Source organism: Nocardioides rubriscoriae (assembly GCF_008087085.1).
In the GTDB taxonomy this organism is placed as follows: domain Bacteria; phylum Actinomycetota; class Actinomycetes; order Propionibacteriales; family Nocardioidaceae; genus Nocardioides; species Nocardioides rubriscoriae.
Genome location: NZ_VIYJ01000012.1, coordinates 68,848 through 81,142, shown reverse-complemented (window position 1 = coordinate 81,142; position 12,295 = coordinate 68,848). Strand labels below are relative to the sequence as shown.

Here is a 12,295-nt window from a genome sequence, read left to right as displayed (position 1 = left end):
TGTCGATGGGGTGGAATGCGGACCTTCGGGTCTGACTTCCGCCGCTCCATCGCTGGAGGCGGCGGTCACAGTAGCGCGACTGTGCCGGATTCCCACCGGCTTCCTCGTGCCCGCAGGCTCACCCTAGGGCATCGCGGAGCCCGGCGAGCAACATCTCGGTCACGGGTTGTGGCCGGACCGCGATCCGGACCCAGGTGGCGTCGAGCCCGGGGAAGGTGTCGGCCCGTCGTACGGCGATCCCGGCGGCCCTCAGTCGGGCGTGAACGCCCTCGCCGACACGGGCCAGGACGAAGCTGGAGGTGGAGTCGACGTGGTCGACTCCGAGATCGGCCAGGCCCTGCTGGAGATTCTCCCGCCACTCGGTGATCAGTGCGGCGCGTCGCGCCGACTCGTCCCTCGCCTCTCCAGAGGCGAGAGCGGTGCTCGCAGTGATGGCGGTCGTCGACACCGACCACGGCACCTGGGCCCGTCTCAGCTGGGTCAGGAGGGCCGGCTCGCCGACGACGTAGCCTGCGCGGATCCCGGGGATCGACCAGTGCTTGGTGAGGCTCCGGACGACGAGAGCGCCGCTCTCGCCGAGGACCGAGGCGGGCTCGCCGGGCACGGTGTCCATGAAGGCCTCGTCGACCACGAGCAGCCGCCCGGGCCTGCGCAGGGCGAGCACGACGTCCCGGGGGTGCAGCACGCCGGTCGGGTTGGTCGGGTTGCCCAGCACGACGAGATCGGCGTCCTCGGGCACCAGGGAGGGGTCGAGCACGAAGGGGTGCCGGAGCACCACCGACGTCACCGGGTGCCCGGCCTGCTCGAGCGCGGCGTGCGGCTCGGTGAACTGCGGGTGCACCACGACCGGACGCCGCCACGGTCTGCGCGCCACCAGCGAGAACGCCTCGGCCGCGCCGGCGGTCAGCAGAACCTCGGTGGGATCGCGCCCGTGGTGGGCCGCCACCGCCGCCTGCGCGGCCGCCGGGTCGGGGTAGGCGCCCACGTCGTCGAGGCTGGCCCGCAGGGCGTCGTCGAGCCACCGTGGACGCGGCCCCGGGAAGACGTTGACGGCCAGGTCGAGCAGCCCGCGTGCCTCCACGTCTCCGTGGTGCCGCAGCGGGTCCTCCGGTGCGTGGGGGTCAGGCACGGGCGTGGACGGCGTCGGCGAAGCGCTGGGCCAGGTGGGGGTGACCGGCCCAGTGGGTGTGGAGGTAGGAGGCGTGCAGGGTCGCGCTGCCGAAGCCCACCGGTTGGCCGTCGACGACCCAGGTCGGGTCGAGGCCGGTGACCGGCTCGACCGTCGTGTGGTGGAACTCGTGGCCGGCCACCTGCTCGCCGGCCCGCGTCAACAGCCCGTCGGCCGCGGCGGTCGCCGTGGGGTAGCGGAGGGTCAGCCCGACCATGCGAGCCTCGGCGTCGATGGCGCCGACCATGGGAGTGCCGTCGAGGGTGCGGCACAGGTAGAGCAGGCCGCCGCACTCGGCCACGGTCGGGGTGCCGGACGCGACCGCGTCGCGCACGGCCCCCAGCAGCGCCGTGTTGGCCGAGAGGGCGGCGGCGTGCTCCTCGGGGAACCCCCCGCCCAGGACGAGTCCCGCGGTGCCGTGGGGGAGGGTGTCGTCGAGCAGCGGGTCGAAGGTCACGACGTCGCAGCCGGCGGCCGTGAGCAGCTCGGCGGTCTCGGCGTAGCGGAACGTGAACGCCCGACCCGCCGCCACCGCCACGACCGGGCGGCGCCCCGACGGCGTCGTGACCTCGGCGGTGGGGTCCCAGGCAGGCGCGTCGAGGTCGGGGGCCGCGCCGGCGACCGCCAGCACCGCGTCGAGGTCGACCGTCTCGGTGATGCGTGCGCCCAGGGCTGCGACCAGAGCAGCGCTCTCGTCGCGCTCGGCGACGGTGACCAGACCGAGGTGGCGCGACGGCGTGGCCAGGGTCTTGTCCCGGGGGATGGTGCCGAGCACGGGCAGCCGCACCGACGACGCCACCTCGGCGGCATGGCGGGGGGAGCCCGCCTGGTTGAGGATCACGCCCGCCACCTCGACCGACGGGTCGTAGGTGGCCAGGCCGTGCACGACCGCGCCGACGGTGCGTGAGGACCTCGAGATGTCGACGACGAGCACGATCGGCGAGCGGGTCAGCGCCGCGACGTGGGCGGTCGAGGAGAAGCCGGCGCTGCCGACGCGGCCGTCGTAGAGGCCCATGACGCCCTCGACGACGGCGACGTCGGCCGACGTCGGCACCGTGGCGCCGTGCGCGAGCAGCGGGACGACGCGGTGCTCACCGACCAGGTGCGGGTCGAGGTTGCGACCGGGGCGGCCGCAGGCGAGGGCGTGGTAGCCGGGGTCGATGTAGTCGGGCCCGACCTTGTGGCCGCTCACGACCAGCCCGCGGGCCCGCAGGGCCGCCATCAGGCCGGTGGCGACCGTGGTCTTGCCCTGGCCGGTGCCGGGGGCCGCCACCACGATCCGCGGCAGGGACCGGGGGAGGGGGAGCGCGTTCACCACTCGATGCCCCGCTGGCCCTTCTGGCCCCGGTCCATCTGGTGCTTGACCTTCGTCATCTCGGTGACCAGGTCGGCGGCCTCGACCAGGGCGGGGTGGGCACGACGGCCGGTCACCACGACGTACTGCCGGCCGGGGCGGTCGCGCAGCGTCGAGACCACGTCGTCGACGTCGACCCAGCCCCACTGCATCGGGTAGGTGAACTCGTCGAGGACGTAGAGGTCGTGGCGTTCCTCGGCGATCCGGCGCTTGACTTCGGCCCACCCCTCGGCGGCGTCGCGGGCGTGGTCCTCGGCCTCCCCGGCCTTGCGCGACCACGACCAGCCCGACCCCATCTTGTGCCACTCGACGGGTCCGCCCTCGCCGGTCTGCGCGTGCAGCTCGCCGAGGCGCTCGAGCACGGTCTGCTCGCCGATGCGCCACTTGGCCGACTTGACGAACTGGAACACCCCGACGTCCCAGCCCTGGTTCCAGGCGCGGATCGCCAGGCCGAAGGCGGCGGTCGACTTCCCCTTGCCGTCGCCGGTGTGGACCATCAGCAGCGGCTGGTTGCGGCGTTGTGCGGTGGTGAGCCCGTCGTCGGGGACGACGAGCGGCTTGCCCTGCGGCACGGTCAGCTCCCGTACTTCTCGTGGTGGACGGCATCGGCGAGCGGGCGGCGCTCGCGCCACCCGTGTCGCTCGAGGTCGGGTCGGTCGTGGAGGTGTGAGACCGGCCCGACGCAGAGCCAGGCGACCGGGCGCACCCCTGCGGGGATGCCGAGCAGGTCGCGCAGGAACGGCTCGCGGTAGAACGACACCCAGCCGACGCCGAGTCCCTCGGCGGTCGCGGCCAGCCAGAGGTTCTGGATCGCCAGGCACGTCGAGTAGAGGCCGGCGTCGTCGATGGTGTGCCGGCCCAGCACCTGCGGGCCACCCCGGTCGGGGTCGTGGGTGACGACGACCCCGAGGGTGGCGTCGAGGACGCCCTCGACCCGGATCGCCTCGAAGGTCGACGCCCGCTCCGGCGGCAGCGAGGCGGCGTACGTCGCGCGCTCGGCGGTCACGTGCCCGTGGAAGCGGGTGCGGGTGGCGCGGTCGCGCACCAGCACGAAGTCCCAGGGCTGGCTGTGCCCGACGCTCGGGGCGGCGTGCGCGGCGCCGAGCACCCGGGTGAGCACGTCGTCGGCGACCGGCGCCCCGGTGAACTCGGCGCGCACGTCGCGACGCGTCGCGATCGCCTCGTAGACGTTCACGCGGCGCGCACCGCTGAGGTCAGCGCCTCGGCGGTCACCTCGCCGACCGGCACGTGCTCGGCACCGAGGTCGGCGGCGAGCCGGGCCGCCAGCCCGAGCCGCATGGCTCCGGACTCGCAGTCGACGACGAGCGAGGCGACGCGCTCGGCCGCGAGCAGGCGGGCGGACAGCGCCGTGCGGCCGAGCGGGTCGACACCGCTGGTGGCCCGCCCGTCGGTGACCACCACGAGCAACGGACGACGCCGCGGGTCGCGGATGCGCTCCACCCGCAGCACGCGGTGCGCCTCGAGCAGGCCCTCGGCCAGCGGCGTGCGCCCGCCGGCGGGCAGGTCGTCGAGCCGGCGCGCGGCGACGTCGACCGAGTGGGTCGGTGGCAGTGCGAGGTCGGCGCTGCTGCCGCGGAAGGTGACCAGGCCTACCTTGTCGCGGCGCTGGTAGGCGTCGAGCAGCAGGCTCAGGATGGCCGTCTTGACCTGCTCCATCCTTCGGCGCGCGGCCATCGAGCCCGACGCGTCGACGCAGAACAGCACCAGGTTGGACTCGCGGCCCTCCCGGGTCGCGACCCGCAGGTCGCTGCCGCGGAAGACCACCGGGCCGGTGCCGCGACCACGGGCCGCTTGGTGCGGGGCCGCGGCCCGCAGCGTCTCGAGCAGGTGGATCGGGCCGCGCGTGCCGGTGGTCGACCCCACCCGGCGACCGGCGTCGGTGACCGCGCGGCTGCGCTTGCCGGCCTCGCCGGCACCGGTGCCGTGCACGGTGAACAGCCGGGCGCGGTAGGGCGTGCCCGCCGCGGTGGTGGTCTGCTGGTCGGCACCCTCGGCGTGGGGAGCACCGTCCCCCACGTCGGTCGAGGAAGGTGCGTCGGCGCCTGTCTCGGGACCGTCGACCGACGAGTCCTCCCCACCGCCACCGTCCGGACCGCCGCCCGGGTCGGGCTCCGGGTCCGGCTCGGGCTCGTCGTCGCCCAGCACCTCGTCGAGCAGGTCCTCGTCGAGCCCGGGCGCGTCGAACGGGTTTCGTCGGCGCCGGTGCGGCAACGAGAGCCGTGCGGCGGCGCGCACGTCCTCGAGCGTCACCTCGTCGCGCTCGTGCCAGGCGGCATGGGCCACGGCGGTGCGGGCGGTGACGATGTCGGCGCGCATGCCGTCGACGTCGAAGGCCGCGCACAGCTCGGCGATGCGCAGGAGCATGTCGTCACCCAGCACGACCGATCCGATCCGGGCCTGGGCGGCCCGGATCCGCGCCGTCACCGCTCGCTCGCTCTCGTCGTACGCCGCGGCGAAGGCGACCGGGTCGGCGTCGTGGGCCATCCGGCGGCGCACCACCTCGACCCGCAGCGCGGGGTCGCGCGGCGCGGCGACCTCGACGGTGAGCCCGAAGCGGTCGAGCAGCTGCGGGCGCAGCTCACCCTCCTCGGGGTTCATCGTGCCCACGAGGACGAAGCGCGCGTCGTGGGAGACCGACACCCCGTCGCGCTCGACGGTCGAGCGACCCATGGCCGCGGCGTCGAGCAGGAGGTCGACGAGGTGGTCGTGCAGCAGGTTGACCTCGTCGACGTAGAGCAGGCCGCGGTGGGCCTTGGCCAGCAGGCCGGGCTCGTACTCGGCCTTGCCCTCGGACAGCGCGCGCTCGAGGTGCAGCGAGCCGAGCACGCGGTCCTCGGTGGCGCCCACGGGCAGCTCGACCAGGCGCACCGGGCGGGTCTCCACCGGTGCGTCGGCGGCGTACGACCCGTCGGGCGAGCTGCCGCCCGGGGCACACGAGAAGCGGTCGCCGGCGACGACGTCGATCGGCGGCAGCACGGCGGCCAGCGCGCGCACGATCGTCGACTTGGCCGTGCCTTTCTCGCCGCGCACGAGGACGCCGCCGATCTCGGGCGAGATCGTCGTCAGCACGAGCGCCAGCGACATGTCACCCGCGTCGACGACGGCGGAGAAGGGGTAGGGCAGGTGGTGCTGTGGCATCGGAGGCTCCCGCTCGCTCGCCATGGACAGAAGCCTCGAGGCCGGTCTTCGGACTTCCTGGATCACCGTCGTCGGGTCCAGGTCACCGCAGCGGGCCTGTGCCGGACTCTCACCGGCTTCCCAGATTCTCCCGTCGGTCGCACAGGGTCGTACGACGTCGGGGCACCTCGGGGCTGTGCGGTCAGGCTAGCGACCCGGCTGCGCGTCGCGCAGGCGGGCCGTCCAGTGGTCCACTTCTCGCTGGGTGTGGAGGCGCACGACGACCAGTCCGGGGTGGGCCGTCGCCGCGTCGGGCACCGCCGTGCGCAGGCGGTGCCGAGTCGCGATCGCCCACCGCACGACGTGGCCGCGGTCGGTGAGGAACGTGTGGAGTGGCGCCTCCCGGTTGCCGTTCCACAGGGTCTGACGGCTGAAGCGCCGGCGCAGCGTGCGGCCGGTGAGCCGCCACAGCGTCACGCGGAAGGGCAGGTCGAGCCACACCATCAGGTCGGCGCGGGCGGCCAGCAACGGGCGGGCCGAGGAGTACTGCCACTCGGTCACCCACGCCTCCCGCGCGGTGAACGCGTCGACCTCGGCGGCGAAGGTCGGGCGCGGCTCCCAGTCCTCGCCGTGGAAGAGCGCGTCGATCTCGACGTGCTCGATCCCGAGCACCTCGCCGATCCGCGCGGCCAGCGTCGTCTTGCCGGTGCCGCTGACGCCGGCGACGACGATCCGGCGTGGGCGGTGGGGCAGCGGGTCCGAGGCACCGAGCACGGCGCAGACACTAGCCCGGTAGCGTCTCGGCCCGTGCCCGACCCGCTGCCCTCGCACGTCACCGTCGTCGGCCTCGGCGCCGACGGCTGGGCCGGCCTGTCGCCGCAGTCGCGGTCGCGGGTCTCGGCCGCCGAGGTCGTCGTCGGGTCGTCGCGCCAGCTGGGCCTGCTGCCCGACGTCGCGGGCCAGCAGCGGCGTACGTGGCCGAGCCCGTTGACCTACGACCTGCTCGCCGACCACGCCGACCGGCCCGTGGTCGTGCTCGCCTCCGGCGACCCGCTGGTCTCCGGCATCGCCACGTCGTTGGCGCGTGTCGTCGGCGCCGACCGGGTCGAGGTGCTGCCCGCGGTGTCGTCGGTGTCGCTGGCGCGGGCCCGGATGGTGTGGGACGCCGAGAGCAGCGAGGTCGTCACCGTCGTGGGTCGCCGGGTCGAGGCGGTGCTGCGCCACCTCGCCCCCGACCACCGGGTGCTGGTGCTGTCGTCGGACGAGACGACGCCCGCGACGCTCGCGGGCCTGCTGGTCGACGCGGGCTACGGCGCGACCCGGATGACGGTCCTGGGCGACCTGGGTGCCGACGACGAGTCGCGCACCGAGGGGGTCGCCGCGACCTGGTCGGCGGTGTCGCCGCGGCTCAACGTCGTGGCCCTGGACTGCCGCGGACCGGTCGTCGGCTCGTGGGTCGCCGGGCTGCCCGACGAGGCCTTCGAGCACGACGGCCAGCTCACCAAGCGCGACCTGCGCGCCTGCGCCCTGGCCCGCCTGGCCCCGCAACCCGGCCAGGTCCTGCTCGACCTCGGTGCCGGCGCCGGCTCCGTCGGCATCGAGTGGATGCGCGCCCACCCGACCTGCGCGACCGTCGCCGTCGAGCGCGACCCGGCGAGGGCCGAGCGCATCGCGCGCAACGCCGGCCGGCTCGGCGTACCGGGGCTGCGGGTGGAGTGCGGCGACCTCGACCAGGTGCTCCCGCGACTGGGGCCCGCGCACGCGGTCTTCGTCGGCGGCGGGGCGACCGCCCCCGGCCTGCTCGACCGGTGCCGAGCGTCGCTGCGGCCGGGCGGGAGGCTGGTCGTGCACGGCGTCACCCTCGAGACCGAGCTGGTGCTGGGCGCGCAGTACGCCGACCACGGCGGTGAGCTCACCCGCATCGCCGTCGAGACCGCGGCCCCGATCGGCTCGTTCACCGGGTGGAGCCCCGCCCGCACCGTCACCCAGTGGAGCTGGACCGCACCCGTGGAGGACCGATGACCGTCCACTTCGTCGGCGCCGGACCCGGCGCGGCCGACCTGCTCACGCTGCGCGCCGCCGCGATGCTCGCGGCCGCCGACGTCGTGCTCTACCCCGGCACCTACCTCGACGCCGAGGTGCTCTCGCACTGCCGCCCCGACGCCCGCCTGGTCGACACGCAGGCGCTCGACCTCGACGCGATGGTCGCAACCATGGTCGAGGCGCACGCGGAGGGCCTCGACGTCGTACGGCTCGCGTCCGGCGACCCGTCGGTCTACAGCGCCGTGGCCGAGCAGACCCGCCGCCTCGACGTCGCAGGCGTGCCCTGGGACGTGACCCCCGGGGTCGCGTCGTACGCCGCGGCCGCCGCCGTCGTGGGCCGCGAGCTCACGGTGCCGCTGGTCGCCCAGTCGGTCGTCATCACCCGCGCCCAGGCCCGCTCCACGGCCATGCCCGACACCGAGTCGCTGGCGGCGTTCGCCGCCACCCGCGCGACCCTCGCGGTGCACCTCGCGATCACGCGGGTGCGCGAGGTGATGGCCGAGGTGGTGGCGTCGTACGGCGAGGACTGCCCGGTGGTCGTCGTCTACCGAGCCAGCCAGCCCGAGCAGGTCGTCCTGCACGGCACCGTCGCCGACATCGCCGACCAGGTCGAGGCCGCCGGGCTGCGGCAGGCCGCGGTGATCCTGGTGGGGCGGGCGCTGGCCCGTGACGGCGGGGAGTCCTACCTCTACTCGGCCGACCGAGCGCGCGACTGACTGCTCATCGTGGGTCGGGCCGCGCCTGGCTGCTCGCGCGGAAGTTGACGCTGATGCGTGGGCCGGTCGCGACGGTCTGCTTGGGCACCGAGTGCCGCCAGTCGGTCTGGCACCGCCCGCCCATCACGACCAGGTCGCCCGAGACGGGGGACAGGACGGTGCTGGGTCCGCCGTCGACCGGCCGCACGAGGAACCGGCGGGCGGCGCCCAGCGACAGCACCGGCACCGTGCAGTCGGGGCGCCGGCAGGAAGCGGCGTCGCCGTGCCAGCCGGTGCTGTCGCGGTGGTCGCGGTAGAGGTTCATCCACAGACCGTCGTAGTCGACGCCGTAGTGCGTGGACAGCGCCTGGGCGGCGGTGGCCAGCACGGGGTGCGGCGCGGCCGCGAGGTCGGCGACGTCGGTGGTGAGCCGCGGCTCCGCGACCCTGCCCTGCGGCATCCACCGCTCGCGCTGCTCCCACCCCGTGAGGCCGAGGAGGTGCTCGAACAGCTCGAGGGACCCGCTCAGCCACCCCGGGACGTGCTCGACCCACGAGTGCTCGTCCAGCGGCGTGCGCCGGGCCGTCGCGAACGTCGTGTCGACGCCCAGACCGCCGTCGTCGAACAGGCTCGGTTGCACCGTCATCGCGTCGAGCCTACGAGGGGGTGCTGCGCCGGACCCGGGGCGTGCCGATGACCCCGCGTCCTGGCTGAGGGCGTGGGGTGTGGGGTGGTCAGGGTTGCCGGCGGCGGTCGACGATGTGGATCAGGCCGGTGGGGCTGGTTCACTCGTCAAGGCCGGGGTCCAGCGTGCGGTAGGACCCCCCGCCGCGGGTCCTGGCGCGGTGATGGCGTCGGCAGAGCATCGCCAGGTTGTTTGCGCACGAGAAGCGCGCTGTGGTCAGCAGCAAGACTGCGAGGCGATACGCCTCGACATGCCGAGAGTCGGGCGGTCGGTCCACCACGCCGGTCGAGGTGCGAGGGCTGCTCGGCCCGAGCCTCGAGACCACTCAGGCGCAGGGCGGGGTCTCGACCTCCTGCACCAGGTCTCGAGGTTCGGCCGTGGCCGTCCTCGCACCTTGATCGCCGCGATCTGCCAGGCACGGTGACAGCCCAGCGCGCTCCACCCGGTGGTGCCGCAGCCCGGGTGCCGACGCGTCACCGCCCCCGCAGCACCGCCCGCGCCTGCACGAGCGCGAACCCGAGCAGGTTGAGCCCGCGCCAGGCGCGCGGGGACGCGGCGGCGGGGTCGTCCTCGGCGAACCCGATGCCCCAGATCAGGTCGTCGGGACTCGCCTCCACCAGGGTGCTGTCGCCGGTGCCGTCCAGCACCCGGCCCAGCGCCGGGTGCTGAGCGAACTTGGCGGCGTTGCCCCGCACCACGACGTCGAAGCGGTGCTCGGCCCATACAGCGCTGTCGAAGCCACGGACGCCGCGGCCCAAGGCCTTCGCCTCGGCCGGGCTCGCGACGCCGAGGACGGCCGACTCCGACTCGCGGTCCCCGAAGACGCGCGCCTTCTCGGCCATCATCCAGTGCTCGGCAGTGAGGTAGGTCCGCCCGTCGACGTCGAACGGCGCGACCCACCACTGCGAGAAGCACTCGCGCCCGACGGTGGTGTGGTCGTCGGACTCGTGGGTCCAGAAGAACGTCAGCTCCAGCGACTCACCCGCCCGCTCCCGCTCGACCAAGGACTGCAGCTGCTGCGCAGGATCGATCACGCGTCCATCGTGCCTCACGCCCGGCTGCCGACCGACCGGCTCGTCCACACCGCACCGCCGGCGCTCACGGTCGTGCCCGACGACCCGACGATCAGCAGGCACTTCATGTCGATCGAGGCGGCGTCGAGCTCGGCGAGCGTGGTGACGCTCAACGATTCCTCGGCGCGGCCGACGTCGCGCCCGACGACGACCGGGCGGTCGGCCGGCAGCTCCTCGAGCAACAGCTTCTGGGCCTCGACGACCTGCTCGGTGCGGCTGCGTGAGGCGGGGTTGTAGATCGCCAGCACCAGGTCGGCCCGAGCGATCGCCCGCAGCCGCTGCTCGATCACCGACCACGGCTTGAGCCGGTCGGAGAGGCTGACGACGGCGAAGTCACCCCCGATCGGGGCGCCCGCCCGGGCCGCCACGGCCTGCACCGCGCTCACCCCCGGCAGCACCCGCACCGACACTGACGGGAACTCGTCGGCGACCTCGAAGACCGCCGCCGCCATCCCGAAGACCCCGGCGTCGCCGCCCGAGACGACCGCCACCCGCTCACCCGCCGCGGCCAGCCTGAGGGCGTGGCGCGCCCGGTCGACCTCGACGGTGTTGCCCGACGCGTGCCGCGTCAGGCCTGTGCGCTGCGGCACCCGGTTGACGTACGGCGCGTAGCCGACCACGTGGTCGACCGCGGCGAGAGCACTGCTCACCTCCGGGGTGAGCCAGCGGTCGGGGCCGGGTCCGAGGCCCACGACGAGGAGCTCGGCGGCGTGCTCGACCACGGGCGCCGCCGTGACCACCGACCGGCGCGAGTCACCGGGCACCACGACGAGCGAGAAGTACGGCACCGACGCGGGATCGACCTCGGCCACCGGCAGCCGCCGCTCCTCGTCCTGCGACGCACGCTCGACGTAGACCGCATCGTCGAGGCGACCGGCCGCCGCCAGCGCCCGTCGTACGGCGGGGAAGGTGCGGCCGAGCTTCATGATCACCGCGCCGTCGGTGTCGGCGAGTCGACGGGCGAGCTCGGCCTCGGGCAGCGTGCCGGGCAGGACCGTGAGCACGTCGGTCTGGCGCACCAGGGGCAGGGCGGCCGCGGCGGTCGCGGCGCAGAAGGCCGGCACGCCCGGGACGACCTCGGTCTCGAAGCGCTCGGCGAGCCGGTCGTGCATGTACATGGCCGAGCCGTAGAACAACGGGTCGCCCTCGGCCAGCAGCACCACGTGGCGCCCGGTCTCGAGGTGGGCGGCGAGCGTGGCCGCCGAGGCCTCGTAGAAGTCGGCCATCGCGCCGGCGTAGCCGCCCGGGTGGTCGGTGGTGCCGGTCGTGACCGGGTAGCGCAGCTCGACCTCGATCGCGTCGGCCGGCACCAGGTCGCCGGCGATCCGGCGGGCGTGCGACTGCTTGCGCACCCCGGCGTGGAACGCCACCACGTCGGCGGCGCCGATCAGCCGCGCGGCCTTGAGCGTGATCAGCTCGGGGTCGCCAGGACCCAGGCCCACGCAGGAGAAACGTCCGTCCCCGCTCGACATCGCGCTCACTCCTCGTCCCGCGCGAGGGCGTTGACCGCCGACGACGCCATCGCCGAGCCGCCGCGGCGCCCGCGCACGGTCACGAAGGGGACGTCGATGCCGTGGTCGTCGGCGAAGCAGGCGAGCGCCTCCTTCGACTCCGCAGCGCCGATGAAGCCGACCGGGCAGCCCACGATCGCCGCCGGGCGCGGTGCGCCGGCCAGCAGCATCTCGAGCAGGTGGAAGAGCGCGGTCGGGGCGTTGCCGATCGCGACCACGGCGCCCTCGAGGTGGGGCTCCCACAACGACACCGCGGCCGCGGAGCGCGTGGTCCGCCACGCGGCCGCGAGGCCGGGGACCCGCTCGTCGGTGAGGAAGCAGCGCACCTCGTTGTCGGCCGGCAACCGGCTGGCGGTGACGCCCATCGCGACCATGCGCGCGTCGGTGAGCACCGGCGCACCCCCGGCGAGCGCCGTGCGCGCGGCCGGCACGAGGCCGGGGTGCACGACGAGGTCGCGCACGAGGTCGACCTGGCCGCTGCCGTGGATCATCCGTACGGCGACCTTCTCGGCCCCGGCCGGCACCGACGCCAGGTCGGCCTCCGCCCGGATCGTGGCGAACGAGTCGACGTAGATCGCGGGCCCGTCGGCGACGTAGGGGTAGCGCCGCGGGGGCGGCATGAGGGCGC

At 74.7% G+C, this 12,295-nt stretch carries 10 protein-coding genes, 1 pseudogene and 1 riboswitch; of the genes and pseudogenes, 2 read left to right on the top strand and 9 right to left on the bottom strand.

Going from position 1 to position 12,295, the window contains the following annotated elements:
• Positions 1-118: 118 nt before the first annotated feature.
• From cobBC to FZC61_RS20235, 5 genes and pseudogenes are all read right to left on the bottom strand, one after another.
• A pseudogene (gene cobBC / locus FZC61_RS24105) lies at positions 119-2,483 on the bottom strand (bifunctional hydrogenobyrinic acid a,c-diamide synthase/histidinol phosphate aminotransferase CobBC).
• Positions 2,480-3,094: a cob(I)yrinic acid a,c-diamide adenosyltransferase gene (gene cobO / locus FZC61_RS20250; RefSeq protein WP_148615994.1), complete on the bottom strand. Its 615-nt coding sequence runs from the start codon at positions 3,092-3,094 to the stop codon at positions 2,480-2,482. The pseudogene cobBC and the gene cobO overlap by 4 nt, the downstream one beginning before the upstream one ends.
• A gap of 2 nt (positions 3,095-3,096) precedes the next feature.
• Positions 3,097-3,717, bottom strand: coding sequence for a 5,6-dimethylbenzimidazole synthase (bluB, locus tag FZC61_RS20245; RefSeq protein ID WP_148615993.1), 621 nt, complete (start codon positions 3,715-3,717; stop codon positions 3,097-3,099).
• On the bottom strand, positions 3,714-5,681 hold the full coding sequence (locus tag FZC61_RS20240; protein ID WP_148615992.1) for a magnesium chelatase subunit D family protein: 1,968 nt from the start codon (positions 5,679-5,681) through the stop codon (positions 3,714-3,716). The genes bluB and FZC61_RS20240 overlap by 4 nt, the downstream gene beginning before the upstream one ends.
• A 22-nt stretch (positions 5,682-5,703) precedes the next feature.
• A riboswitch (cobalamin riboswitch) is annotated at positions 5,704-5,866 on the bottom strand.
• Position 5,867: 1 nt separating this feature from the next.
• Entirely contained in the window at positions 5,868-6,434 is a 567-nt protein-coding gene (locus tag FZC61_RS20235; RefSeq protein WP_148615991.1) for a P-loop NTPase family protein, read from the bottom strand.
• A 33-nt stretch (positions 6,435-6,467) separates the two neighbouring features.
• Here FZC61_RS20235 and cbiE point away from each other — a divergent pair, with 33 nt between their 5' ends.
• Positions 6,468-7,682, top strand: coding sequence for a precorrin-6y C5,15-methyltransferase (decarboxylating) subunit CbiE (gene cbiE, locus FZC61_RS20230; protein ID WP_246142819.1), 1,215 nt, complete (start codon positions 6,468-6,470; stop codon positions 7,680-7,682).
• Positions 7,679-8,419: a precorrin-4 C(11)-methyltransferase gene (gene cobM, locus FZC61_RS20225; RefSeq protein WP_148615990.1), complete on the top strand. Its 741-nt coding sequence runs from the start codon at positions 7,679-7,681 to the stop codon at positions 8,417-8,419. The genes cbiE and cobM overlap by 4 nt, the downstream gene beginning before the upstream one ends.
• Before the next feature lie 4 nt (positions 8,420-8,423).
• Here cobM and FZC61_RS20220 read toward each other — a convergent pair whose 3' ends face one another.
• The 4 genes from FZC61_RS20220 to FZC61_RS20205 form a co-directional block, all read right to left on the bottom strand.
• Entirely contained in the window at positions 8,424-9,044 is a 621-nt protein-coding gene (locus FZC61_RS20220; RefSeq protein ID WP_148615989.1) for an alpha-ketoglutarate-dependent dioxygenase AlkB, read from the bottom strand.
• A 512-nt stretch (positions 9,045-9,556) separates the two neighbouring features.
• Positions 9,557-10,117 (bottom strand): riboflavin biosynthesis intermediates N-glycosidase, encoded by a 561-nt coding sequence (locus tag FZC61_RS20215; RefSeq protein WP_246142818.1) that lies wholly within the window; start codon positions 10,115-10,117, stop codon positions 9,557-9,559.
• Between the two features lie 14 nt (positions 10,118-10,131).
• Complete coding sequence (locus tag FZC61_RS20210) at positions 10,132-11,628, bottom strand: precorrin-2 C(20)-methyltransferase (protein WP_148615988.1); 1,497 nt, start codon at positions 11,626-11,628, stop codon at positions 10,132-10,134.
• Between the two features lie 5 nt (positions 11,629-11,633).
• On the bottom strand, positions 11,634-12,287 hold the full coding sequence (locus FZC61_RS20205; protein ID WP_148616045.1) for a precorrin-8X methylmutase: 654 nt from the start codon (positions 12,285-12,287) through the stop codon (positions 11,634-11,636).
• Positions 12,288-12,295 lie beyond the last annotated feature (8 nt).